Annotated in this window: 21 protein-coding genes and 1 tRNA gene; 13 read left to right on the top strand and 9 right to left on the bottom strand. The window is 63.6% G+C overall.

The window, feature by feature from the left end:
* The first annotated feature begins 58 nt into the window (after nt 1-58).
* From metA to GSH16_RS12045, 7 genes are all read left to right on the top strand, one after another.
* Complete coding sequence (metA, locus tag GSH16_RS12075; protein WP_160855457.1) at nt 59-982, top strand: homoserine O-acetyltransferase MetA; 924 nt, start codon at nt 59-61, stop codon at nt 980-982.
* A complete protein-coding gene (locus GSH16_RS12070) occupies nt 951-1,937 on the top strand; it encodes an alpha/beta fold hydrolase (protein ID WP_160855455.1) in 987 nt (328 codons plus the stop codon). Before metA ends, GSH16_RS12070 begins: the two co-directional genes overlap by 32 nt.
* 65 nt (nt 1,938-2,002) lie before the next feature.
* On the top strand, nt 2,003-2,890 hold the full coding sequence (ppk2, locus tag GSH16_RS12065; RefSeq protein ID WP_160855453.1) for a polyphosphate kinase 2: 888 nt from the start codon (nt 2,003-2,005) through the stop codon (nt 2,888-2,890).
* 40 nt (nt 2,891-2,930) lie between these two features.
* On the top strand, nt 2,931-3,560 hold the full coding sequence (locus GSH16_RS12060) for a TetR/AcrR family transcriptional regulator (protein WP_160855451.1): 630 nt from the start codon (nt 2,931-2,933) through the stop codon (nt 3,558-3,560).
* A 154-nt stretch (nt 3,561-3,714) separates the two neighbouring features.
* Nucleotides 3,715-4,116, top strand: a complete 402-nt coding sequence (locus GSH16_RS12055) for a DUF2852 domain-containing protein (RefSeq protein ID WP_235913179.1) — start codon at nt 3,715-3,717, stop codon at nt 4,114-4,116.
* Nucleotides 4,117-4,184: 68 nt separating this feature from the next.
* The gene (locus tag GSH16_RS12050; RefSeq protein ID WP_160855447.1) at nt 4,185-4,646 is read left to right on the top strand and encodes an RDD family protein; all 462 of its coding nucleotides are present in this window, start codon (nt 4,185-4,187) and stop codon (nt 4,644-4,646) included.
* A gap of 77 nt (nt 4,647-4,723) precedes the next feature.
* Entirely contained in the window at nt 4,724-5,548 is an 825-nt protein-coding gene (locus GSH16_RS12045; RefSeq protein ID WP_160855445.1) for an arginyltransferase, read from the top strand.
* 77 nt (nt 5,549-5,625) lie between these two features.
* Here the strand turns inward: GSH16_RS12045 and GSH16_RS12040 are convergent, their stop codons facing one another.
* The 3 genes from GSH16_RS12040 to GSH16_RS12030 form a co-directional block, all read right to left on the bottom strand.
* Nucleotides 5,626-7,983 (bottom strand): TRAP transporter large permease, encoded by a 2,358-nt coding sequence (locus tag GSH16_RS12040; protein ID WP_160855443.1) that lies wholly within the window; start codon nt 7,981-7,983, stop codon nt 5,626-5,628.
* A 15-nt stretch (nt 7,984-7,998) separates the two neighbouring features.
* Entirely contained in the window at nt 7,999-8,895 is an 897-nt protein-coding gene (locus tag GSH16_RS12035) for a TRAP transporter small permease subunit (protein WP_160855441.1), read from the bottom strand.
* Nucleotides 8,896-8,994: 99 nt separating this feature from the next.
* Complete coding sequence (locus tag GSH16_RS12030; protein WP_160855439.1) at nt 8,995-10,077, bottom strand: TRAP transporter substrate-binding protein; 1,083 nt, start codon at nt 10,075-10,077, stop codon at nt 8,995-8,997.
* A 256-nt stretch (nt 10,078-10,333) separates the two neighbouring features.
* On the opposite strand from GSH16_RS12030, the gene GSH16_RS12025 reads away from it, so the two are divergent.
* The 5 genes from GSH16_RS12025 to ilvN all read left to right on the top strand — a co-directional run bounded on the left by GSH16_RS12025 (nt 10,334) and on the right by ilvN (nt 15,858).
* Entirely contained in the window at nt 10,334-11,797 is a 1,464-nt protein-coding gene (locus GSH16_RS12025) for a cache domain-containing protein (protein WP_160855437.1), read from the top strand.
* Nucleotides 11,797-12,429, top strand: coding sequence for a response regulator transcription factor (locus GSH16_RS12020; RefSeq protein ID WP_160855435.1), 633 nt, complete (start codon nt 11,797-11,799; stop codon nt 12,427-12,429). Before GSH16_RS12025 ends, GSH16_RS12020 begins: the two co-directional genes overlap by 1 nt.
* Nucleotides 12,430-12,695: 266 nt before the next feature.
* Nucleotides 12,696-14,450, top strand: a complete 1,755-nt coding sequence (locus GSH16_RS12015) for an acetolactate synthase 3 large subunit (protein WP_160855433.1) — start codon at nt 12,696-12,698, stop codon at nt 14,448-14,450.
* 23 nt (nt 14,451-14,473) lie between these two features.
* Nucleotides 14,474-15,301 carry a hypothetical protein gene (locus GSH16_RS12010; RefSeq protein WP_160855431.1) on the top strand — a complete coding sequence of 276 codons (828 nt, stop codon included), beginning with the start codon at nt 14,474-14,476 and terminating at the stop codon, nt 15,299-15,301.
* Nucleotides 15,298-15,858, top strand: a complete 561-nt coding sequence (ilvN, locus tag GSH16_RS12005) for an acetolactate synthase small subunit (protein ID WP_160855429.1) — start codon at nt 15,298-15,300, stop codon at nt 15,856-15,858. The genes GSH16_RS12010 and ilvN overlap by 4 nt, the downstream gene beginning before the upstream one ends.
* A gap of 147 nt (nt 15,859-16,005) precedes the next feature.
* On the opposite strand, the gene GSH16_RS12000 is transcribed toward ilvN, so the two are convergent.
* Together GSH16_RS12000 and GSH16_RS11995 are read right to left on the bottom strand one after the other, a co-directional pair.
* Complete coding sequence (locus GSH16_RS12000; RefSeq protein WP_160855427.1) at nt 16,006-19,683, bottom strand: vitamin B12-dependent ribonucleotide reductase; 3,678 nt, start codon at nt 19,681-19,683, stop codon at nt 16,006-16,008.
* 381 nt (nt 19,684-20,064) lie between these two features.
* A complete protein-coding gene (locus GSH16_RS11995) occupies nt 20,065-21,084 on the bottom strand; it encodes an aldose epimerase family protein (protein WP_160855425.1) in 1,020 nt (339 codons plus the stop codon).
* A 242-nt stretch (nt 21,085-21,326) separates the two neighbouring features.
* Between GSH16_RS11995 and GSH16_RS11990 the strand changes: the two genes are divergently transcribed.
* Nucleotides 21,327-21,938 (top strand): hypothetical protein, encoded by a 612-nt coding sequence (locus tag GSH16_RS11990; RefSeq protein WP_160855423.1) that lies wholly within the window; start codon nt 21,327-21,329, stop codon nt 21,936-21,938.
* A 102-nt stretch (nt 21,939-22,040) separates the two neighbouring features.
* Here the strand turns inward: GSH16_RS11990 and GSH16_RS11985 are convergent.
* The 4 genes from GSH16_RS11985 to pdxH all read right to left on the bottom strand — a co-directional run bounded on the left by GSH16_RS11985 (nt 22,041) and on the right by pdxH (nt 24,085).
* Nucleotides 22,041-22,117, bottom strand: a tRNA-Pro gene (locus GSH16_RS11985).
* A gap of 65 nt (nt 22,118-22,182) precedes the next feature.
* The gene (locus GSH16_RS11980; RefSeq protein ID WP_160855421.1) at nt 22,183-22,680 is read right to left on the bottom strand and encodes a DUF192 domain-containing protein; all 498 of its coding nucleotides are present in this window, start codon (nt 22,678-22,680) and stop codon (nt 22,183-22,185) included.
* The gene (locus GSH16_RS11975) at nt 22,680-23,213 is read right to left on the bottom strand and encodes a cold-shock protein (protein WP_160855419.1); all 534 of its coding nucleotides are present in this window, start codon (nt 23,211-23,213) and stop codon (nt 22,680-22,682) included. Before GSH16_RS11975 ends, GSH16_RS11980 begins: the two co-directional genes overlap by 1 nt.
* A gap of 257 nt (nt 23,214-23,470) precedes the next feature.
* On the bottom strand, nt 23,471-24,085 hold the full coding sequence (gene pdxH / locus GSH16_RS11970; RefSeq protein WP_160855417.1) for a pyridoxamine 5'-phosphate oxidase: 615 nt from the start codon (nt 24,083-24,085) through the stop codon (nt 23,471-23,473).
* Between the last annotated feature and the right edge of the window lie 80 nt (nt 24,086-24,165).

The following is a 24,165-nucleotide window of genomic DNA, read 5'->3' as shown; positions in this document are numbered from 1 at the left end:
CCCTGACCGGTTGCGCGGCCTACATCTTCGGACCTCACCCATAGCGAACGGGAAACCCATGCCGATCAAGATCCCCTCCGACCTGCCTGCCCACGACGTGCTCACCCGAGAGGGCGTCATGGTCATGTCGGACCGGACGGCCGAGCGGCAGGATATCCGTCCCTTGCGGATCGGGCTGTTGAACCTGATGCCGAAAAAGGTCCAGACGGAGACCCAGTTCGCCCGCCTGATCGGTGCCACGCCGCTGCAGATCGAACTGACGCTTATCCGGATGACCGAGCACCAGACGCGCAACACCTCGTCTGAACATATGGAAGCCTTCTACAAACCCTTCCAGGAGGCCAAGCAGGAGAAGTTCGACGGGCTGATCGTCACAGGTGCACCGATCGAGCATCTGCCCTTCGAAGAGGTGTCCTACTGGGACGAGATGCGCGAAGTGATGGACTGGACCCAGACCAATGTCCATTCGACCTTCGGCGTCTGCTGGGGCGGCATGGCGCTCATCAACCATTTCCACGGCGTGCCGAAGCACATGCTGAAGGAAAAGGCCTTCGGCTGCTACCGGCACAAGAATCTCGACCCGGCCTCGCCCTATCTGCGCGGCTTCTCCGACGATTTCGTGGTGCCCGTCAGCCGCTGGACCGAGATCCGCGCCGAAGATGTGCGTGCCCACGCAGACCTGAAAATCCTGATGGACAGTTCCGAGGTCGGCCCCTGTCTGGTGGAAGACCCCGCACACCGCGCGCTCTATATCTTCAACCATCTGGAATATGACAGCCAGACGCTGAAGGAAGAATATGACCGGGACGTGTCGACCGGCGCCCCGATCGAGGTGCCGCGCAACTACTACCCGTCTGACGACCCTTCACGAAATCCGGAGAACCGCTGGCGCAGCCACGCGCACCTTTTATATGGCAACTGGATCAATGAGATATACCAGACAACGCCATATGAGCTCGACCGGATCGGGTCCACGGATTGACGCGCGTCGCGTCTCGCGCCGCCGCCTGTTGCAGGGCGCGGGCGGCCTGTCGCTCGCGGCCCTCGCCGGGTGCGCGCCGGAGGACGGTGTGAAGGATCAGATCGTTAACTATCCGCCCACCGGCGATTTCATCACCCGCGACGGGACGCGGCTGCATTACGAAATGGCCGGCCAGGGCCGTGCGGTGATCCTGATCCACGGCGCGAGCGGCAATCTTCGCGACTGGACCTATCGCCCCTATGCCGAGATCGCCCGGACCCGCCGCGTGCTGGCCTTCGACCGACCCGGGCTCGGCTTCAGTTCGCGCCCCGCGACCCGCGGTGACGACCCGTCCGAACAGGCCCGGCTGATGCGCGAGGCCGCGCGCGGGCTCGGCATCGAGAAGGCCATCATCGTCGGGCACAGCTATGGCGGCGCAGTGGCGCTTGCCTGGGCGCTCGATGCGCCCGAAAGCGTCGACGGGCTGGTGCTCCTTGGCGCGGCCAGCCACCCGTGGGAGGGCGGCGTCGGGTTTCTTTATGGGCTGGCGGGCTCGCCCGTAACCGGTCCGGCGGTCGCCCGCGCGCTCGGCAGCTTCGCAACCGAGTCCTTCGTGGAGCGGACGGTTGCACGGATTTTCGCGCCGCAGCCGGTGCCCGTGGGCTATATCGACCATGTCGGCCCGCCGATCGCGCTCCAGCCTGACACGATCCGCGCCAACGCCGCCGATGTGGGCAATCTGAAGGGCTATTTGCGGACCATGGCGCCGCGCTACGCCACGCTCCGGATGCCGGTGGAAATCCTGCACGGAACCGCCGACACGACCGTGCCGCTCAAGGTCCATTCCGAACCGCTGGCCAAGGCCGTCGACGGATCCAACCTCGTGCGCCTCGACGGGGTCGGCCACATGCCCCATCATGTGGCAACACCCGCGCTCCTTGCCGCCATCGACCGGGTCGCGCAGGGAACCGCCTGACCGCCTGCCCGGTTGCACCCCGGACAGGCGCTCTTCATACTGACGGGCGGAGCAGGAGCGAAGATATGAGCCAGGACCTCCCCTTCGACGGGGCCATCAGCCGCTACTATGAAAAAGAGGCGCCGAAAGCGGTGCGCGAAGCGATCGATGCGTCGGGCGGCGATCCGATCCTCGGGCCTGACTATCCCTATGCGGAAGAGTTGCCCAAGAGCGACTATAACGACCAGTATGACGCGCTGCAGGTCGAACTGGCCAAGATGCAGAACTGGCTGCGCGACAGCGGCCAGCGAGTTGTGGTCCTTTTCGAGGGGCGCGACGCGGCCGGCAAGGGTGGCGCGATCAAACGCGTGCGGGAGAATATGAACCCGCGCTGGACCCGGGTTGTGGCCCTGCCAAAGCCGACCGAGCGCCAGCAGACGCAATGGTATTTCCAGCGCTACGTCGAACACTTGCCGGCGGCCGGCGAACTCTCGCTCTTCGACCGCTCCTGGTACAATCGCGCCGTCGTCGAACGGGTCTTCGGATTTTCCACCGATGCACAGCGGGCGCTCTTCTTCGACCAGGTGCCGGATTTCGAACGGGCGCTTGTCGATGACGGGATCATCTTCCTGAAAATCTGGCTGACAGTCGGGCGCGCGGAACAGTTGCGTCGCTTTCTCGCCCGCGAATCCGACCCGCTCAAACAGTGGAAACTCTCCTCCATCGACGTGAAGGGTCTGTCGCTCTGGGACGACTATACGGTCGCGATCCGCGAGATGCTGGAACGCACCCACAGGCCCGGCATGCCGTGGACCGTGATCCGCGCGGATGACAAGAAGCGCGCCCGGCTGGAGGTGATGCGCACGCTTCTCAGCCATGTTCCGTATGAAAAGGCCGATCCGGATGCATCGATCGGACCGGACCCAACGCTGACCGGCGGACCGGCGCTCATGGATGCGGACCTGAACGCATGAGGCAACCTGCCACCTCCCGCCGCAACCGCTCCGCAGTGCCATGAGCAGCGAAACCCGCGCGCGGCGCGGCTATCACCACGGCAACCTGCGCGAAGCGCTGATCGAGGCGACGCTGGCGCTCATCGTGGAGAAAGGGCCGCAGGGCTTCACGCTGGCCGAGGCCGCGCGGCAGGCCGGTGTCAGCCCGGCGGCGCCCTATCGCCACTTCAAGGGGCGCGAGGACCTGCTCGAGGAGGTCGCGCGGCAGGGCTACGAGATGTTCGCGGAAGTGCTGGAGACCGCCTATGCGGACGGGCTGCCATCCTCGCTGCAGGCGTTTGAAAGTGTCGGACGGGCCTATCTCAGTTTCGCGCGGTCCAATCCCGGCCACTATATCGCGATGTTCGAAAGCGGTATTTCGGTGCACGCCACGCCGGCGCTCAACATGGCCGCGAACCGCGCCAAATCCGTGCTGATCCGCGCGGCCGAGACGATGGCCCGCCACATTCCCGAGGACCGCCGCCCGCCAGCCTCCATGGTGGCCGACCATATCTGGGCCCTGTCCCATGGTGTCGTGGAACTGTTCGCGCGCGGCGGCGACGGTAATCGCGGTCCCTTTTCGGCCGAGCAACTTCTGGAGAGCGGCACCGGTATCTATCTGAGAGGTCTGGGGCTTTTGCCGTCGGACTAGGGCCGCATCCCGCCACGACCTGCCCGCACGATTGTGCGGAACCGCACGTTTTTCCACTGTCAGCCGGTTTTTTGACGCGACGTCGCTTGCAAACGGCCGCGCATCTCCCATCTATGTTAATGTGAAACACATTTACATGAGAAAGGACCCGACCATGCATTCCGCTCAAAACTGGTTGCGCGATGCTGAAAACTGGCTCGATGCGCGCGGCAAGGCAGCCTGGATCGCTGCAACCGTGCTCGGCTTCATCGTCTTCTGGCCCATCGGCCTTGCCCTTCTTGCCTATATGATCATGAGGAAACCCATGTGCGGACGCACCAAAAAACACCGTTTCAAATCTCGCTTCTCGAGCACCGGAAACCACGCGTTTGACAGCTACCGCGAGGAAACGCTGAAGCGGCTCGAGGATGAGCAGACAGCGTTCACGAGCTTCCTCGACCGGCTGCGCCAGGCCAAGGACCAGGCCGAGTTCGACCAGTTCATGAACGAACGCCGCACCGGCACGGATGCACCGCGGCAGGACACGCCCTACGGCGGCACACCGAACCCGGCCTGAGGACCGAGACTTGCCTCCCCTGCCCGTCCGTGGCAGGGGTTGCCCACACCCAACCCAAGGATTGGACCATGAACGCCGATACCGGATATGCCAGCCACACCTCCGGCCTGCCGCATCCTGAACTGGATGCGCAATTCTATGACAAGGTTCCCGCGCGCCGACTGGTCGCCTGGGTGTTCGACCTGTTCATCATCCTCGCCATCTCGATGGTGGTTGTCGTGCTCACGCTGGGGCTTGGCATTTTCGTGCTCGGCGCGATCTGGATGGTGACGAGCTTCATCTACCGCGTCATCACCATCGGATCGAAAAGCTCGACCATCGGCATGCGGCTCGTCGGCATCGAGTTGCGCGACCGTGACGGCCACCGATTCACCTTCGGCCAGGCCGTGGTGCACACGACGCTCTTCTTCATCTGCTTCGCCTTCTTCGTGCTGCAGCTGATCTCCATCGTGCTGATGGTCAACAGCCGCTACCGCCAGGGCCTGCCCGACATGATCATGGGATCGACCGCGATCAATTCGCCGGCATGAGGGCCAGATAGGCAATTGCAAGCCGCCCCCGGGCTTTGCTAGCGTTGTCGGCCTGATACCTGTGTTGGGGGACACGCATGCGTCACTTGCCGCCGACGGCGCCGCAATTCTATGTCACGGCCCCGCAGCCGTGCCCGTATCTGGAGGGGCGGATCGAGCGCAAGCTCTTTACCGCCCTTCACGGATCGGATGCCAACAAGCTCAATGACGTGCTCTCGCGGCAGGGTTTCCGCCGGTCGCAGAACGTGCTCTACCGCCCGTCCTGCGCCGACTGTTCCGCCTGCCTGTCGGCGCGCATCCCGGTCGATGCATTCCGCCCCAACCGCAGCCTGCGGCGGGTGATGAACCGCAACGCGGACCTTCTGCGCGAACCGCGCGACACCTGGGCGACCGAGGAACAGTTCGCCCTCTTCCGTTCCTATCTCGACGCGCGCCACGCCGATGGCGGCATGGCGGATATGGATATCTACGAATTTGCCGCCATGGTCGAGGAAACGCCGGTGCGCAGCCGCATCCTTGAATATGTGCAGCCGCAGGCGGACGGGACGACCCGGCTGATGGCCACCTGCCTCACCGACGTGCTCGCGGACGGACTGTCGCTCGTCTACTCTTTCTTTGATGTGAGCGAGACCCGCCGCAGCCTCGGCACCTACATGATCCTCGACCATATCCGCATCGCCCGCGAGGCCGGGCTCAAATATGTCTATCTGGGCTACTGGGTGCAGGGATCGCCCAAGATGGATTACAAGGCCCGCTTCTCGCCACTCGAGGTCTATCGCGACGGCGGCTGGCGCATGCTCGCGCCCGAGGACCGGACCGCGCCGGCGCGCAGCACCGACCTGCATGCACAGATCGCGCAGGAAGTGGCCGCGATCGAACTCCCGGACATTACCGAAATCTGACCGCCAGATCGGCACCAAACATGAAAAGGGCCGCAGCGGTTGCTGCGGCCCTTTCCCTTTGTCCTTTCAGCCCCTGCTCAGAGCAGATCCGGCAGGATGGTCACGATCGAGGGGAAGAACCACAGGATCGCCAGACCGATCACCTGGATCAGCACGAAGGGAATGACGCCGCGGTAGATATGGCCCGTCGTCACACTCGCCGGTGCCACCCCGCGCAAATAGAAGAGCGCGAAGCCGAAGGGCGGCGTCAGGAAGCTTGTCTGCAGGTTCACGGCGATCATGATCGTCACCCATTTCGGGTCCATCGTGCCGCCATAGATGACCGGCCCGACGATCGGGATGACGATGTAGATGATCTCCAGGAAGTCGAGCACGAAGCCCAGGATGAAGAGCACCAGCATCACGATCAGGAACACGACCCATTCCTGATCGAAGCTGCGCAGGAACTCCTGAATATAATGCTCGCCGCCAAAGGAGATGACGACAAGGTTCAGAAGCTGCGACCCGATCAGGATGGCAAAGACCATCGAGGTCACCTTGGCGGTTTCCCGAACAACCGGCGTCAGCACGCGGGTCTTCAGAAGCACCCAGCAGGCATAGAGCAGGCCGCCGATGGCAACATGGTAGCAGACGAGTGCCACGATGATCGCCACCCAGTTCTCGAAACTGACATTCGAGACATTGGCCCGCAGGTCGAAATTCACGCCGATCAGCAGCATGATCACCATGGCGAAGCTCGCCAGAAGGATGATCTTGCCGGACGCGCCTTCCTGTTCCTGCAGCTTGCGATAGGCCGCCAGCATGATCGCCCCGCCCGCGCCGAGTGCGGCGGCCGGCGTCGGGTTGGTGATCCCGCCGAGGATCGAGCCCAGAACGGCCACGATCAGCACCAGCGGCGGGAAGACGACGCGCAGCAGGTCATTCTGCCCCAGCCGTGCCACCGCCGGACGCAGCCCGCGATAGATCAGGTAGAAGGGAATGGCCTGCAACAGGAACATGGCCCCCGAACTGGTCGTCGGGGAGATCAGGACGATGTCCAAAAGGAGCGCCAGAAGCACGCCTGCCCCGCCGACCATCAGCGGCCGCCGCGCTTCCTGCGGTGCAACACCGTAGGCGGTGGTCAGCACCAGTGCGAGGAAGGTCACGATGGTCAGGAGACCGGTGGAGATCGGGGCTGCGGCCTCGATCGCTGCCGCGCGGGCCTCGGCCAACTGGTCTTCCGACAGGACACGGTCTTCCTGGCTGAGCGAACCGCCCGCCGCGTCGATCTCGGCCTGCGTGGCCACGGCGCGGTCCCATTTCTCCTGCCCGTGCTTCTCGATCATCGCGATCTTGCACTGCTCGCCGACATTGGTGCGCAGTTCGGCCTGCAGCCCCTGTTCGGCGATCGAGGAAACGGCAATCGACTGGCTGCCGGCAATGTTGACGCTGGTCATGCCGACGGCAATGACGATGAGCGCCACCGGAACGCCGAGGAACCATGTCAGCTTGTGCGCCCGCGTGGTGCCTTCGCGCCCGTCCTCATCGAAATGGATCGGCGGCGCGTTCTGCGGGCGGAAGAGCGCATAGCCGAACGCATAGAGCCCGTAGAGGAAGGCGAGGAAGACGCCCGGAATGATCGCCGCCTGGAAGAGCGTGCCGACGGACAGAACCGCCGCCTCGCCCAGATAGGTGAGCGCGTCCGAACAGCCCAGAAGCGAAGCGCGCTCTTCCTGCGCGGTCGCATAGAGGTCGCCCGCCAGCGTGCCGAGCAGAACGATGACGATCGAGGGCGGAATGATCTGCCCCAGCGTGCCCGACGCCGCGATGACGCCCGTCGCCAGTTCCGGCGAATAATTGTTGCGCAGCATGGTCGGCAGGGACAGGAGCCCCATCGTCACCACCGTTGCGCCGACGATACCGGTCGAGGCCGCGAGGAACGCACCGACGACGACCACCGACACGGCAAGGCCGCCGGGCAGCGGCCCGAAGATCCGCGCCATGGTGGTCAGCAGGTCGTTGGCGATCCGCGACCGCTCCAGCGTGATGCCCATCAGCACGAACATTGCGACGGCGAGCAGCGTCTCGATCGACGGTCCGGCCAGAACCCGCTCGTTCATCCGGTTCACGATAAAAGACAGGTTGCGGTCCATCGCGGTTTCCCAACCGCCCGGCAGCAGGGCCTCGGTGACCATCGGAAGGTCGGGGTATCTGAAATGGGAAATCTGGTAGCGCGGCACGCCTTCCGCGATCACGGCGGCATATTCGGCCGAGCCGGTGTCGATCACTTCCTTCACGAGGATGCCGGAACTGTCGAGCGCCGCAATGATCCCGAAGGAGACAATCGCCGCGCCACCGATGGCAAAGGCCACCGGATAGCCGGACATGATCGCCCCGAACAGGCAGGCGAACACGATGATCAGGCTGATTTCAACGCCATCTAATCCAAAAAGCATAGTCCTGCCCGATCCTTAGTGAATGGATTCGACGAGTTCGGAAATCTCGTCATCCAGTTTGTCTTTATCCAGATATTTGCCGGCGCTCTCCTCACCCTCGATCCGCTCCAGAAGCGAGCGGTAGAAGAAGGCGAGCCCCTGGATGAACATCATCCCGGCAAAGGCGACGAGCAGCACCTTGAAGAGGAAATAGGCGTCGAACCCGTTCGGCGAAAACCCGATCGTCTCGACATTCCATTTCATCAGCTTGGTCTTGCGCATCACCACTTCGATCTTGTCGGTGGCGGAGATTTTCGGCGTCACCAGATGGCGCCACATGAAATACCAGCCGTAGAGCCAGACGAGGGTCATCATCGGCAGCACGAAGAAAAGCGAGCCCAGCATGTCCACCAGCCGCTTGGTGCGGAAGCGCATGCCGGCATAGAAGAGGTCGACCCGCACATGCCCGCCCTGCACGAATGTGTAGGCGCAGCAGAGCGCGACGATCATCGCGTTGTAGAGCTTGAGTTCCTCTGAATACCAGCTCAGGTCGCGGGTGAAGACATATCCGAAAGGCCCAACCGTGATGTCGGCCACGCGGAAGATCCGCTGCAGGAACACGATGATGATCTGCTGCAGGACCATGAACAGACCGGCCCACGCGAAGAAGCGGCCGATGCTGTTGGAGAAGCCCTCCATCACCCGCACCATGCCCCACATGAACGGGCGGTACAGAAGTCCGGCGATGGTGAGGACAATCACCAGATCGACCACGACGAAGAAGAACTCGACCGAGCCGCCATAGTAGATGAAGCGCCCCAGCGCTTCCTTGTCGGACCAGTCAAGCCAGGCCATCGGGTTGAGTATGGCTTTGAAGAAATTCACAAAGCCCATGAGAAGATTGGTGAAAAACCAGATGACGCCATCAAGCATTGCCCGGGCTCCCTCGCACTGTCGTATCGTCTTTGAGGGTCTGCGAAACCGGCGCCCGCGGATGCGGACGCCGGTGGATCGTCAGACAGGTTCGGGCGATCAGCCCAGAACGCGGTCGCGCTGCGCCGTGTAGACGCCGGACGATTTCTGGATCCAGGCCGAGGACTTCTTCATCGAGTCCTGATAGGAGGCGTGGATTTTCGCGTAGAGCTCGTCACCCATGTACTGCTCGTTCACGGTGGCTGCTGCGGTGCCGAATGCATCCCACACGGTGTCGGGGAATTCGAGCACGTTCACGCCGCCGGACTGCAGACGCTCGAGCGCCGCACCATTGTTGGCCAGGAACAGCGCCAGGTTGTCGGAGTGGGCCGCCTTGGCGACTTCCTCGATGATGCCCTGATGCGCAGGCGACAGGCTGTCGAACACTTCGCGGTTGGTCGCGAGCGACAGACCGGCACCCGGCTCGTGCATGCCGGCGGTGTAGTAGGTCTTGGTGATTTCCTGGAAACCGGCTTTCTCGTCGGCCCACGGACCGATCCACTCGGTGCCGTCGATCGCGCCAGACGCCAGCGCCTGGTACACTTCCGCGCCCGGCAGGTTCTGGACCGATGCGCCCAGCTCGCCCAGCACCTGGCCGCCAAGGCCCGGCATGCGGAATTTCAGGCCGTTGAAATCTTCCGGACCCTTGATTTCCTGACGGAACCAGCCGCCGGCCTGAGCGCCGGTGTTGCCCGCGATGAAGGATTTGAGGTTGAACACCTCGCCCAGCTCATCATGCAGTTCCTGACCGCCGGCATAGTAGTACCAGTTCATCAGTTCCTGCGCGGTCATGCCGAACGGCACGGAGGTGAAGAACGCATAGCCCGGATGCTGGTTGATGAAGTAATAGTCGGCCGCGTGATACATGTCGGCCTGACCGGAGGACACGGCGTCGAACACTTCGAACGCGCCGACGAGTTCACCAGCTGCCTTGATTTCGATTTCCAGCGTCCCGTCGGACAGTGCGTTGATCTTGTCGGCGCAATACTGGGCTGCGTCGAACACGCCGGCGAGGCCACGGCCCCAGGACGTGACCATCGTCAGCTTGCGGTTGCCCTGTGCGTAGGCCGGTGCGGCCAGCGTCGATGCGGCAGCGGCGGTCCCGCCGAGCGCGGATGTTCTCAGAAAAGAACGGCGATCCATAGTAGTCCTCCCATAAGTGCCCGCCGGATTCGACAGGCGGATCGATAATGTCGGAACCCTAGCGTCACGAATTTGCCATGAATATCCGTAGAAACCCGTAGATTGTCCTCGAATTTGCCCGGATCGGCCGACAAACACCCCGCAGGGGACCGCGAATGCCCCTTTGGGTTGAACCGGCCATGCCCGGTTCGGCCAGCCCTGCTTGACCCGCCGGGGGCTTGCGCGCACACTCGGGCGCTTCTAAAGACGGGCCGCAATGAACCAGCATAGCCAGACACCCGTACCCGGCACGGCAAGCCCTGTCGCCCGACGTGACCGGATCGGCATTACCTACGGCCAGAAAGTGTTCCTCTATGCCGCCGTGCCGCTGGTGCTGGCGGTGCTCGCGATTTCCGCGCTTGTTGCCTATCAGGCCAAGGCGCTGTCCGATCAGGAAATCGAGGTTCTTCAGCGCGAACTGATCGAGGCGAAACAGTCCGAGCTCAACAATTACATGCAGCTGGCGCGGAACTCGATCAACCATATCTACGGTCGCGCCGCGCCGGATGACGAAGAGGCCAAGACCCGGGTCACCCAGATCCTGTCGGCCATGCTCTACGGCGATGACGGGTTCTTCTTCGTCTATGACTATGACGGCAACAATCTTGTCTCGCCGCGCCAGACCTACCTGATCGGCAAGAACTGGATCGATGTGACGGACCGCAATGGCGACGCCGTGGTCAAGACGCTGATCGACCGGGCCCGCAAGGGCGGCGGCTATCACCGCTATGTCTGGCCCAAACCCTCCACCGGAGAGGTGGCGGACATGTACAGCTACGTGATCGGCCTGCAAGACTGGCGGTGGGCGATCGGCACCGGCATCTTCATCGACGATGTGCTGGCCGAAGTGGCACAGGCCCGCGCCGGCACCGAGGCACGCATCCGCATCACATTTGTCTGGATCGCGGTCATCACCATTTCGGCGCTGCTGCTCGTTTTCCTGTCGGGTCTGGCGCTCAATTTCCGTGAACGCCGTCTGGCCGATGCCAAGCTGAAGCAGCTCACCCAGCGGATTTTCGACACGCAGGAGGAGGAACGCAGCCGCGTTGCCCGCGAATTGCATGACGGGATCAGCCAGATCCTCGTGGGCGTGCGCTATGCGCTGGAACTGACCCGCCGCAAGCTGGAAACCGGCAAGCCGGGTGCAGAGGATGACCTGTCCAAAGGCCGTGACGGATTGCAGGTCGCCATTGCCGAGGTGCGCCGCATCTCCCGCGACCTGCGCCCCGCCCTTCTTGACGATCTCGGGCTCGGTCCGGCGCTGGAGAACCTGATCACCGAATTCGGCAGCCGCACCGGGATCACGACCCATTTCGATACGGTGGTGTTCCGCAACCGTCTGGAGCCCGATGCCAAGACCGCGCTCTTCCGCGTGGCGCAGGAGGCACTGACCAATGTGGAGCGCCATGCCGATGCGACGGAAGTGACCGTGTCGATCCACGGGCACCGGCGCGGCGTGACGCTCCGGATTGCGGATAATGGCCACGGATTGCCGCCCGCGGCACGCCAGCGTGCGGGCAGCGGGCTCGGACTGCGCAACATGCAGGAACGGGTGGAACATCTCGACGGCACGTTGCGCGTGACCTCCGGCCCGTCCGGCACCGTGGTCGAGGCCCGCCTGCCCCTCAAGCACCTGCTCGCCGCGAGCGACACCGACCGTTCCCAGAAGGAACCCGCCTGATGACGACCGACCCGCAATCCGACCCGATCACCGTCCTTCTGGCCGACGACCATCCGCTGGTGGCCGAAGGCGTCCGCGCCTTCCTCGACACATATGACCATATCCGTGTGGTGGCGACAGCCGCCACGGGTCAGGAGGCGCTCGACAAGTTCGACGCCCACCAGCCCGCCATCGTGCTCATGGACATCAACATGCCCGGCATGAACGGTCTGGCCGCGACCGAGATCATGATCGAGCACAACCCGCAGGCCCGAGTGCTGATCCTGTCGATGCATGACAGTCCGGTCTATATCGCCACGGCCAAACGCCACGGGGCGCGCGGCTATCTTCTGAAGGACGTGCCGACCGAGGAGATCGTCACCGCGATAGAGGCCGTACACCGGGGCGAACTCTATTTCGGCCTCGCGCCCGAACCCGATCTTGCCGGCAAGGCCGAACCGCTCACATCGCGCGAGCAGACGGTGCTGCTGGAACTGGCCACGGGCAAGTCGAACAAGGAAGTGGCCCGCGTGCTCGACATTTCCGTCCGCACGGTCGAGACCCACCGCAAGAACATCAAGCAGAAGCTCGGCATCGCATCCACCGCGGGCCTGACGCGCTATGCGCTGGAGCATGGCGTCCTGCAAAGCTGACCCCTTCCCGCGAAAGGAAAAACCACAATCGGGCCGATTTTCGCAACTTTCTGCAATTTGACCGGTTGACCTTCCGGCACGGCCTGCCTAAGAAAAGCGGACGCAAGAGGAAATGCCATGACCGCGACTGTAGTAATTCTTGGACTGCGCTTGTTCTGACCGGAGCACCGGATCGGACCAAGCGCTGCACCCCCGGTCGGGGGTTTTTTTATGGCTGAACGACGCTGCAACCGGCCCCCGCGGCCGCAGCCCAGAGGAGAGAGAAGATGACCCGTCAGATGACCGGCGCCAAAATGGTTATCCAGGCCCTGAAGGATCAGGGTGTCGACACCGTATTCGGCTATCCGGGCGGCGCCGTGCTCCCGATCTATGACGAGATCTTCAAGCAGAACGACATCCGCCACATCCTCGTGCGGCACGAACAGGGCGCGACCCATGCCGCCGAAGGCTATGCCCGCTCGACCGGCAAGCCCGGGGTTGTCCTCGTCACCTCCGGCCCCGGCGCGACCAATGCCGTCACCGGCATGACCGACGCGTTGATGGACAGTATTCCGATGATCGTCCTGACCGGGCAGGTCCCGACCTTCATGATCGGCAATGACGCGTTCCAGGAAGCCGACACTGTCGGCATCACCCGCCCCTGCACCAAGCATAACTGGCTGGTGAAGGACACGGACATGCTGGCCGACACGATCCATCAGGCCTTCCATGTCGCGACCAACGGGCGCCCCGGCCCGGTCCTGATCGACATTCCCAAGGACGTCCAGTTCGCCACCGGCACCTATGTTCCGCCGAAAGAGGCGCGCGTGAGCCACTATGCCCCGCAGACCGAAGGCGACGCGGACATGATCCTGGCGGCCGTCGAGGCGATCGAAGAAGCCGAGCGCCCGATCTTCTACACCGGCGGCGGGGTCATCAACTCGGGTCCCGAAGCGAGCGCGGTCCTGCGCCGTTTCGTGGGCGAGTCCGGTTTCCCGATCACTTCCACGCTGATGGGGCTCGGCGCCTATCCGGCATCGGGCGAGGCCTGGCTCGGGATGCTGGGGATGCACGGCACCTACGAGGCCAACTGGGCCATGCATGACTGCGACCTGATGCTCTGCATCGGAGCGCGGTTCGACGACCGGATCACCGGGCGCACCGACGCGTTCAGCCCAGGCTCGGTCAAGGTCCATGTCGATATCGACCCCAGCTCGATCAACAAGAACATCCATGTGAACATCCCGATCATCGGCGATGTCGGCGCGGTGCTGCAGGCCATGTATGACTTGTGGGTCAAGCGCGGCCGCAAGACGGCGTCGGAGGGCGTCAAGGCCTGGTGGACCCAGATCGAAAGCTGGAAGGCGGTCAAGTCGCTCAACTACACGAACTCGACCGAAACCATCAAACCGCAATATGCGCTGGAACGGCTCGAAGCCCTGACCAAGGGTCGCGACCGCTATGTCACGACCGAGGTCGGCCAGCACCAGATGTGGGCCGCGCAGTTCCTGGGCTTCGAGGATCCGCACCGCTGGATGACATCGGGCGGGCTCGGCACGATGGGCTACGGGCTGCCGGCCTCGATCGGCGTGCAGATCGCCCACCCGGACGCGCTGGTCATCAACGTGGCGGGCGAGGCCTCCTGGCTGATGAACATGCAGGAAATGGGCACCGCCGCGCAGTATCGCCTGCCGGTCAAACAATTCATCCTGAACAATGAACGCCTCGGCATGGTCCGCCAGTGGCAAGAACTCCTGCATGGCGAGCGCTATTCGCAAAGCTGGTCCGAAGCCCTGCCCGATTTCGTGAAACTGGCCGAGGCCTTTGGCGCGAAGGGCATCCTCTGTTCCGATCCGGCCGATCTCGACGATGCCATCATGGAGATGCTGAACCATGACGGGCCGGTGCTCTTCGACTGCCTCGTTGAAAAGCACGAGAACTGTTTCCCGATGATTCCGTCGGGCAAGGCGCATAACGAAATGCTGCTTGGCGACGCCTCCACCGCGGATGCGATCGACAGCGGCGGCGCCGTTCTCGTCTGATCGGGGTTCGGGGCCGCTTCGGGATGCAACCGCTGGTCTATATCAGCTATGGCATGACCAAATGCGGCTCGACCTTTGCCTTCGAGCTGGTGCGCACCGGACTGGAGCGCGCCGGCATCGACCAGTCGCCGCTGCCTGCGGGCTGCGGCGCCCAAGGGTCGAAGATCAACTTCATCAGCCATGTCTCGGACGACGAGGTCGCGGCACTGGCCGCCGAGGCTGCGCGGCGTGGCGGGCCGGTTGCGGTGAAAACCCACACCCGCCCCGACCCGCCGCTGGCGGCGCTCCTGCGGCAGGGCCGCGCGGTCGGGCATGCGGCGATCCGCGACCCGCGCGACATGGCGCTCTCGATGATGGATCACGGGGCGCGCGCGCAGCGCGACGGCCGGCCGGCCTTTTCCGAGATCACGGACCTTGACGCCGCGCGCAACGGCATCCGCAACCAGTGCGACAGCCTGACGGGCTGGCTGGCTCTGCCGGGCATGGTGCCCCTGCCCTTCGGTCGGCTCGTCGGGCACAGCACAGCAGTGCTGCAGGGCGCGTTCGCGCAGCTTGGCCTGCCCATGACCGACGCCGAGGCCGACGCCACCGTCGCGCAGGTGCTCGACACGCGGTTCATCCAGTTCAACCGCGGCCGACAGGACCGCTGGCGCACTGACATGGCACCATTGGAGGCCCAGGCCTTCGGGGCGGAGTTCGCACCGCTTTTCGACCTTCTGGACCGCAGCGCCGGTCTGGACTATCCAATCGCGACGCCGGTCCTCGGCGCGGGCGAAAGCCTGCGTCTGCCGGAGCGCCAGGAACCGGACCGGCCCGAACGGGCTCCGGCCCAACAGGAGACAGACAGATGAATGCCCTCTCGCTGAAAAAAGGGGCCTCGCGCAAGAGCGCCTATGACCTGAAGAACCCGCTCGACGACCGGCAGGAAACGCACACGCTCGCCATATTGGTCGACAATGAAAGCGGCGTTCTGGCCCGTGTGATCGGGCTTTTCTCGGGGCGCGGCTACAATATCGACAGCCTGACCGTCGCCGAGACCGACCATAGCGGCCACCGCTCGCGGATCACCGTGGTCACCACCGGCACGCCCGCCGTCATCGAACAGATCAAGGCCCAGCTTGGCCGGATGGTGCCGGTGCATGACGTGCACGACCTGACGGTCGAGGGCGCCTCCGTCGAGCGCGAACTGGCGCTGGTCAAGGTGCAGGGCACGGGCGACAAGCGGGTCGAGGCGCTGCGCATCTCCGACGTGTTCCGCGCCTCTGTCGTGGACAGCACGCTGGAAAGCTTCGTCTTCCAGCTGACCGGCGCGCCGGAGAAGATCGACGCGTTCATCGATCTGATGCGTCCGCTGGGGCTGATCGACGTGGCCCGCACCGGTGTCGCCGCAATCAGCCGCGGCACCTGACGGCGGCCACCGTTCAGACAAAAAAAGAGGGGATGGTCACCCATCCCCAGTTTCGCATTTCAGGCTCGGTATTGCTGCTCGGTTTATTGCCTGCGGCCTGAACGCTGTGGGACGCCGGCCAAGGCAGCCGGCATCCCGATCCCTAAATCAGCTACATCCCGACGTGCCGCCGCAGGTGTTGCACTTCATGCAGGTGCCGTTGCGCACCAGCGTGAAGTTGCCGCACTCGTCGCACGGGTCGCCCTCGTAGCCCTGCATCTTCGCCTTGGTCCGCTCGTCCATCACCGCGCTGCCGACCGCGGCGACGGTCTCCGCGATGGTGGTGCTGGCCCCGACGGTTTCCACGACATGGCCCGCGGTCACAGCCGCAGCGCTCGCCAGCGGGCTGTTGCCGCCGCTCAGCACCACAAGCTCCTGCGGCAGGCGCTTGCGCAAGTATCCGGTGGAGGAGACCTGCTTGATCATCTCGATCGAGGTCTGCGCCACGTCACTATCCACGTCCGCCACGTTGCTCTGGCCTTCGTCCACGCCCTTGCCGATCGCGTCGAAGGAGTCGCCCGTGGGCTTCACATGCGCCAGGTCGGTCCGGTCGAGATAGCTCACCGCCAGTTCGCGGAAGATATAGTCGAGGATCGAGGTCGCATTCTTGATGCTGTCATTGCCCTGCACCATGCCGGCCGGTTCGAACCGGGTGAAGGTGAAGGCCTCGACAAACTCCTCGAGCGGCACGCCATATTGCAGGCCCACGGACACCGCGATGGCGAAATTGTTCATCATCGCGCGGAAGGCAGCGCCTTCCTTGTGCATGTCGATGAAGATCTCGCCGAGCTTGCCGTCCTCATACTCGCCGGTCCGAAGATAGACCTTGTGGCCGCCGACGATCGCCTTCTGCGTATAGCCCTTGCGGCGCTCCGGCAGCTTGTCGCGCTTGCGGTTGACGATCTCCTTGATGACGATCTTCTCGACGATCTTCTCGGCCAGGATCTGCGCCTTGGCGCCGGCAGCGGCGTCGGCCAGTGCCTCTTCGAGATCCTCGTCCTCCTCCTCGATCAGCGCCGCGGAAAGCGGCTGCGAGAGCTTGGACCCGTCTCGGTAGAGCGCGTTGGCTTTCACGCCGAGCGACCAGGAGAGGTCATAGGCCTCCATGCAGTCGGTGATGTCCGCATCGTTGGGCATGTTGATCGTCTTGGAGATCGCGCCCGAGATGAAGCTCTGCGCCGCCGCCATCATGTGGATGTGGCTCTCCACGCTCAGGAAGCGCTTGCCGATCTTGCCGCAAGGATTGGCGCAGTCGAAGACGGGCAGATGCTCGTCCTTCAGATGCGGTGCCCCTTCGAGCGTCATCGTTCCGCAGACATGGGCGTTGGCCCCTTCGATCTGCGCGCGGGTAAAGCCCAGATGCCGCAGCAGGTCGAAATTCGGATCGTTCAGCTTCTCGGCCGGGATGCCGAGCGCGCCGGTGCAGAACGCCTCACCCAGCGTCCACTGGTTGAAGACGAACTTGATGTCGAAGGCCGTCGGCAGGGCCGCCTCGATCTTCTCGATCTCCTCGGGTCCGAACCCGTGACCGGCGAGCGAGGTGTGGTTGATCCCCGGCGCGTTGCCGAGCGTCCCGTGGCCGACCGCATAGGAGATGATCTCTTCCACCTGAGAGGAGGAATAACCCAGCTTTTCCAGCGCCTTCGGCACGGACCGATTGATGATCTTGAAATAGCCGCCACCGGCGAGCTTCTTGAATTTCACCAGTGCGAAGTCCGGTTCGATCCCGGTCGTGTCGCAATCCATGACCAGACCGATCGTGCCGGTGGGGGCGATAACGGTGGACTGGGCGTTGCGGTAGCCGTGCTTCTGGCCAAGCTCGACCGCGCGGTCCCAGACCTCATGCGCCAGATTGATCAGGCGGCCATCGGGGCAATTGTCATGGTCGAGCGCGACCGGTTTGACGGCCAGCCCCTCATAGCCCTTGGTGTCGCCATAGGCCGCGCGCCGGTGGTTGCGCATGACACGCAGCATATGCTCGGCATTTTTCGCATAACCGGGAAATGGACCCTGCTCTTCGGCCATTTCGGCGGATGTCGCGTAGGAGACACCCGTCATGATCGCGGTCAGCGCGCCACACAGCGCGCGGCCTTCAGCGGAGTCGTAGCTATAGCCCATGTTCATCAGCAAACCGCCGATATTGGCATAGCCCAGACCCAGCGTCCGGAATTTGTAGGAAAGTTCGGCAATCTCGGGCGACGGGAACTGCGCCATCAGAACCGAGATTTCCAGCGTGACGGTCCAGAGCCGGGTGGCATGGACATAGCCTTCCGCATCGAACTGCCCGTCATGCAGGAAGGTCAGCAGGTTCATCGACGCAAGGTTGCAGGCCGTGTCGTCGAGGAACATATATTCGGAGCACGGGTTCGAGCCGCGGATCTGCCCGTCCTCGGGGCAGGTGTGCCACGCATTGATCGTGTCGTGGAACTGGATGCCCGGATCGGCACAGGCCCAGGCCGCATGGCCGACCTGCTCCCACAATTCACGGGCTTTCACCGTCTTGGCGACCTTGCCGTCGGTGCGGCGGATCAGCTCCCAGTCGGCATCGTCGCGCACCGCCTGCAGGAAGGCATCGGTCACGCGCACCGAATTGTTGGAATTCTGCCCGGAGACAGTCAGATAGGCATCCGAGTCCCAGTCGGTGTCGTAGGTCGGGAACTCGATCGAGTCGAAGCCCTGCTCCGCATATTGCAGGATGCGCTTGATGTATGTCTCTGGGATGGAGACCTTCTTGGCGGACCGGATCGCCGCCTTCAGGCCCGGGTTGATCTTCGGATCGAACGCGTCCTTCTCGCGGCCGTCCCAGCCACGGATCGCGCTGAAGATGCCGTTCAGCTTCTCTTCATGCATCTTGGAACCGGCGACGAGTGAGGCAACCTTCTGCTCCTCGACCACCTTCCAGTTGATGAATTCCTCGATGTCGGGGTGATCCATGTCGCAGATCACCATTTTCGCGGCGCGGCGGGTGGTGCCACCCGACTTGATGGCGCCGGCGGCCCGGTCCCCGATTTTCAGGAATGACATGAGACCGGAGGATTTGCCGCCGCCGCCCAGGCCCTCGTTCGCGGCCCGAACAGAGGAGAAGTTCGTGCCGGTCCCGGAGCCATACTTGAAGAGCCGCGCTTCGCGGGTCCACAGATCCATGATCCCGCCCTCGTTCACGAGGTCGTCCTTCACCGACTGGATGAAGCAAGCATGGGGCTGCGGATGTTCGTAGGCAGATGTGGATTTGGTCAGTTTGCCGGTTTCGAAATCGACATAGAAATGGCCCTGCCCCGGACCGTCGATCCCGTAGGCCCAGTGCAGGCCGGTGTTGAACCATTGCGGCGAATTGGGCGCAGCCATCTGGGTGGCCAGCATGAAGCGCATTTCGTCGAAATAGGCCCGCGCATCCTTCTCGGTGCTGAAATAGCCGCCCTTCCAGCCCCAATAGGCCCAGGCGCCCGCCAGACGGTCGAAGACCTGCTTGGCCGAGGTTTCGCCGGTGGTGCGCTTTTCCTCGGGCAGTTTCTTCAGCTTGGCCTCGTCCGGCTCGGACCGCCACAGGAATTCCGGCACGCCGGTTTCCTTGACCTTCTTGAGTGCCACCGGCACGCCGGCCTTGCGGAAATATTTCTGGGCCAGCACGTCGGCTGCCACTTGCGACCAGGTCGCCGGTACTTCCAGCTCGTCGAGTTTGAACACGACCGACCCGTCAGGATTGCGGATCTCGGACGTGGTCGTTCGGAACTCGATCTCGCCGTAAGCTGCTGTTTTTGCTTTTGTAAACCGGCGGTCAATTTTCATGGCAGCTGCCCCGTAGCTTGTATTTTCAAACGTCGATCCCCGCCGCGCAGCCGCTTGGGCTGCACGCTGTCCCCCGTGCGGGGGACATGATCGTGTGGCGGAAATTGTTACCCACTGTGCCGGGCCGCCGCCTCTTGTGGACTGTGCGGCCTGTCCTCTAAAACTTGCGCAAGCCGGCCGATCGGTCAACGAATTTTTTCGGTCAAACGGTCATATTTTGTGGTTGACGCACCCACGCTGTCTAAATGTGGGGTTCCGAGCACAGGCCCTGCACAACGCAATTGCGGCGCGAAATATTCACACTTTGGCTCAACCAACAGGCGCAAACGCCTGAACTAAATCCGCAAATACCGATTCGGTCGCCTCAGTCGCGCCGCCCACTCAACCGGCGGGCGCAATGTCGATCGACAGGTCCTGTCTATATCCTGTGTCCGGCGTAGCGAGAATCGACGGCCAGTGCGGCTTGTTCAGACTGTCGGGAAAGTGCTGCGGCTCAAGGCAGATGCCGGAATAGTTTCCATAGGCCACTCCGCCATGACCGAGCAGCGGAAGGTCCCCCATCTTGAAGGCGGTATAAAGCTGCAGGCCCGGCTGGTCGGTCACCATGCGCAGTTCCAGCCCGCTTCGCGCGCCGCGCAGGATCGCGGCCGGGGCGCTCGGGTCCCGGTCGGTGTCGAGCACGAGGTTTATATCGGCCCCCTCTCGATTCGGGTCACTCGCTTCCACCGTCCGGCCATCGCCGCGGAAGTCGTAGCGTGTTCCCTCGACGGACGCCTCTTCTCCGGTGGGAATCAGCAGATCGTCGACCGGCGTGTAGCGCGACGCGGCGAGCGTCAGGTGATGTCCGCGCACATCCCCGCCCCCGTCGAGATTGTAGTAATTGTGCTGGGCCAGATTGATCGGCGTCGCACGATCCACCTCTGCGCGCATCGCGATATCGAGACGTGAGCCCTTCAATGTGAAGGTCACGCTGAATTGCGCGCGGCCGGGATAGCCCTCTTCCCCGTCGGGACTGTCATAGGTGAGCCGCAGCGCATTTGCGCTCCGATCTTCTTCCATGGTCCAGACGCGCTGCCCGAGCCCGCGATTGCCGCCGTGAATATGGTGCGTGCCGTTGTTGGCCGGCAGGTAGACGGTCTTGCCATCCAAATCGAACCGCCCGAAGGCGGTGCGGTTCGCGACCCGCCCGGCAATGATGTTGAAGGAGCGGAACTGGCTCAGATAGGGCGCGAAACTGTCATAGCCGAGCACGGTCGGCACCACCGACCCGTCGGCCGCCTGCACCCGCCAGTCCCGGATCGCCGCCCCGTAGGACAGAACAGACAGGGACGCGCCCGTGCCCTCCAGCGTGCCTTCCACGACCTGCTGACCGTAAAGCTCTCCGAATGCCCGTATCGCCATTGTCCCTGCCCTATTTCGCGCTGCGTCCCGCGCCCTTTCCTGCGCAGTTGCGGCAAAAAAGGCAAGAATTTCATGCTGTCGCCACAATTTGCCACGTCTGCGGCACATTTCGGCCAAGGCTGCGCGATAGCAATGATTCCAGACGGATGCGGGGGCGCCGTTGACCAGAGTGCCGGCAGAGCGCCGGCGTTACAGGATCACAGCTCCGCTTGTCGGAGGCCGAAAACCGAAGGTTGGCCGATATGAACCGCTTTCTGACCCGCTTTGCCCGTGACGAACAGGGCGCCGTCACCGTCGATTACATCACCATTCTGGCTGCACTCGTCTTCAGCGGCGCGGCGATGAGCGCGCTCATCATGCCGATCTTCGCGGATGGCAACCGGGACGTGGCGACCGAGATCGGATCGAGCGAGGCGACGGACGCGATCGACTGGGATTCGGTCGAACCGGTGGTGGCCACCGACACGACCGTCTCCGAGCCGCTTGTCGACATTGCCGCTGCCGAAGCCGCGGCTGCCGATGCCGCTGCTGCCGCGGCCGCCGCGGCTGACGAAGCCGAAGCTGCCGCTCAGCTGGCAGACGCCTATGCCGACGCGGCCGAAGCCGAAACCCGCCGGCGCCGCGCCAAGAAGAACTACAACAAGGCCGTCACGGCCACGGAAGCTGCGCAGGCCGCCGCGCTGCAGGCCAAGGCCGCCGCCGAAACCGCCCGCGCCGAGGCGAATATCGCAGGCACCGATGTGGCCGAAGCCTCCGCCGCCGCCGCCGAAGCCTCCTATGCATCCGCGAACGCATCCTACGAGGCCGCGAAGGCCGATGCGCTCCGCGCCTACGAGGCCTACCGCTCGCTCTGAGCAGCAGCGCATACGGCAAAACCGAAGGGTCCCGCAACGGGGCCCTTTTTCATGTCCGCGCTTCGGCGCTATTGCGGACCAGACATTCATGTTCGTGGGAAATGGTCGGGGCGGCAGGATTCGAACCTACGACCTACGGTACCCAAAACCGTCGCGCTACCAGGCTGCGCCACGCCCCGACTGAGGGCAGCATCTACCGTCTGCCAGCGGGAAATGAAAGCGGAAATCCGCGACCCGCGCGACGTTACTGCGCGTCCGCACCCGCTTCCGGACAAGGCCAGGCAGCTTGCGCCTGATCCATCTGCGGGTGCCGCAGCACAGCGCCCTCGCCGATGCCGAGCCGTTCGGCCAGCCCGCCGTTGATCTCCAGCACATATTGGACATTGTCGCCGCCACGCCGGTGTTCCAGCGACAGCGGCTCCGCATTGGCGATCACCCGCGTCACGGTGCCGGTCGGGTCGGCAAAGATCATATCGAGCGGGATGAGCGTGTTCTTCATCCAGAAGACCGCCTCGATCGGGCGTTCGTAGATGAAGAGCATGCTGGCGAACCGGCCCAGCTCCTGCCGGTTCATCAGGCCGAGCGCGCGCTCGGGTTCCTCATCGGCGATCTCGACGGAAAAGCGGACGGTCGACCGGTCCGAACGGACATCGACCGACCCCGGCTCGCATGTATCGGCCGCCTGTGCGCCGGGCGCCCAGAGGAAACCGGCCAGAAGCGCGGTCGCAACAGCGTGACGCATCAGTTCGCGGCGGTCTTGCCGGGCGCGGCGTCGGCGAGTTGCGCATGATCCCAGGAATGGACTTCGGCCGCCATCTTGCCGCGCGGGCCCTGCAGGATGCGGACCGAGACGGCCTCTCCGGGCTGGAGGTCCGAAAGACCGTAGAGCCGCAACACTTCCATATGCACGAAGACATCGTCGCCATCGCCGAAAACGTTCACGAACCCGAAGCCCTTGGTTTTGTCGAACCATTTGACCCGTGCCGGCAGAAGCGGCTGGTCGGACGCATCGCCCACCACCAACTCGGTCGGTCGCGGTGCGGCCGGTTCTTCCTGTGCCGTTTCCGGCGTGTCGATCTCGAGGATGGTAACAGCCTGACGCCCGCGGTCCGTGCCTTGCGCCTCGATGGTGATCAGCGCCCCTTCGGCCACCGAGCTACGGCCGAAATTCCGCAGCACGTTGGCATGGAGCAACACGTCCCCCTGGCCATCGTCGGGAACGACGAACCCGTATCCTTTTGTGGTGTCGAACCACTTTACTTGGCCCTTGATCATCAATTGTGCAGCCCGATTAGTCTGAAAGTCTCGTTAAACGCGCCCGAGCACACTTTATGCCGGATTTTGCCTCAAAAAACGCTGTGACACGCCCCCCTCGTCCACAGTTATTAAGTGAAACGTCACCGGGTTCAAGGCAAATGCCCCTGCCCCTTGGGGTTTCGGCAACATCCCGCACAAACGGTTGATCGGGGTTGCCCCGGTCTAACCTGTCGGAAAGACGAAGAAAACCATGGCGAAATTGTGGCGACGCGACGTCAGGGGTTCAGCCGGACCACTGTCCAATCATCTTTGAGTGTTGCACGTGTCCAACGGAAACGGTCATGCAGCCGGAAAGCCCCATCGGCCCAGAACTCCATTTCGAGCGGCGAAATCCGGTATCCGCCCCAATGCGGTGGCCGCGGCGGGTTGAGCCCGAGCTTCGGCGTCAGGCGGGCCACTTCGGCCATCAGATGCTCGCGGGACGACAGCAGGCGGGACTGTTCCGAGGCCCAGGCGCCCAGCCGGCTCTGCAAGGAACGCGATGCGAAATAGGCATCCGCCTCCGGCCCGTCGGCCCGCTCCACCGTGCCGCGCAGCCGCACCTGCCGGCGCAGGCTCTTCCAGTGCAGCACCAGCGCGACCTTGCCCGACGCATCCAGTTCCTGCCCCTTGGCGCTGCCGTAATTGGTGTAGAAGGTCACGCTGTCGGCGCCGATATCCTTCAGAAGCACCATCCGCACATTCGGCATCCCGTCAGGGTCGACGGTGGCCAGCGCCATCGCATTTGGGTCGTTCGGCTCGGTTTCCGTCGCCTCTGCGAGCCAGCGCGTCAGGATCGGCAATGGCGCCTCGCCCGCGAAAATCCCCTTGCGTCCCGTCGCATTGTCCATCCGTCCTGCTCCTTCGTGGCGCGGCCTGCAGGGCGCAAGCCGTCTTGATGCATTTCCTGCTTTGCCGTAAATCTCGACAC

The organism is Oceanomicrobium pacificus, assembly GCF_009833495.1.
Lineage (GTDB): Bacteria > Pseudomonadota > Alphaproteobacteria > Rhodobacterales > Rhodobacteraceae > Oceanomicrobium > Oceanomicrobium pacificus.
Note: the sequence above shows the minus strand (reverse complement) of the source record. Positions and strands in the feature narration are given on the sequence as shown.

Coding starts and splice junctions, on each gene's coding strand:
- GSH16_RS12040 (WP_160855443.1), bottom strand. CDS start 7,983: ATGCTTTTTGGATTAGATGGCGTTGAAATCAGCCTGATCATCGTGTTC.
- ppk2 (WP_160855453.1), top strand. CDS start 2,003: ATGAGCCAGGACCTCCCCTTCGACGGGGCCATCAGCCGCTACTATGAA.
- GSH16_RS12045 (WP_160855445.1), top strand. CDS start 4,724: ATGCGTCACTTGCCGCCGACGGCGCCGCAATTCTATGTCACGGCCCCG.
- GSH16_RS11975 (WP_160855419.1), bottom strand. CDS start 23,213: ATGATCAAGGGCCAAGTAAAGTGGTTCGACACCACAAAAGGATACGGG.
- ilvN (WP_160855429.1), top strand. CDS start 15,298: ATGAATGCCCTCTCGCTGAAAAAAGGGGCCTCGCGCAAGAGCGCCTAT.
- GSH16_RS12050 (WP_160855447.1), top strand. CDS start 4,185: ATGAACGCCGATACCGGATATGCCAGCCACACCTCCGGCCTGCCGCAT.
- GSH16_RS11990 (WP_160855423.1), top strand. CDS start 21,327: ATGAACCGCTTTCTGACCCGCTTTGCCCGTGACGAACAGGGCGCCGTC.
- GSH16_RS12000 (WP_160855427.1), bottom strand. CDS start 19,683: ATGAAAATTGACCGCCGGTTTACAAAAGCAAAAACAGCAGCTTACGGC.
- GSH16_RS11995 (WP_160855425.1), bottom strand. CDS start 21,084: ATGGCGATACGGGCATTCGGAGAGCTTTACGGTCAGCAGGTCGTGGAA.
- GSH16_RS12055 (WP_235913179.1), top strand. CDS start 3,715: ATGCATTCCGCTCAAAACTGGTTGCGCGATGCTGAAAACTGGCTCGAT.
- pdxH (WP_160855417.1), bottom strand. CDS start 24,085: ATGGACAATGCGACGGGACGCAAGGGGATTTTCGCGGGCGAGGCGCCA.
- GSH16_RS11980 (WP_160855421.1), bottom strand. CDS start 22,680: ATGCGTCACGCTGTTGCGACCGCGCTTCTGGCCGGTTTCCTCTGGGCG.
- GSH16_RS12020 (WP_160855435.1), top strand. CDS start 11,797: ATGACGACCGACCCGCAATCCGACCCGATCACCGTCCTTCTGGCCGAC.
- metA (WP_160855457.1), top strand. CDS start 59: ATGCCGATCAAGATCCCCTCCGACCTGCCTGCCCACGACGTGCTCACC.
- GSH16_RS12070 (WP_160855455.1), top strand. CDS start 951: ATGAGCTCGACCGGATCGGGTCCACGGATTGACGCGCGTCGCGTCTCG.
- GSH16_RS12060 (WP_160855451.1), top strand. CDS start 2,931: ATGAGCAGCGAAACCCGCGCGCGGCGCGGCTATCACCACGGCAACCTG.
- GSH16_RS12035 (WP_160855441.1), bottom strand. CDS start 8,895: ATGCTTGATGGCGTCATCTGGTTTTTCACCAATCTTCTCATGGGCTTT.
- GSH16_RS12030 (WP_160855439.1), bottom strand. CDS start 10,077: ATGGATCGCCGTTCTTTTCTGAGAACATCCGCGCTCGGCGGGACCGCC.
- GSH16_RS12025 (WP_160855437.1), top strand. CDS start 10,334: ATGAACCAGCATAGCCAGACACCCGTACCCGGCACGGCAAGCCCTGTC.
- GSH16_RS12010 (WP_160855431.1), top strand. CDS start 14,474: ATGCAACCGCTGGTCTATATCAGCTATGGCATGACCAAATGCGGCTCG.
- GSH16_RS12015 (WP_160855433.1), top strand. CDS start 12,696: ATGACCCGTCAGATGACCGGCGCCAAAATGGTTATCCAGGCCCTGAAG.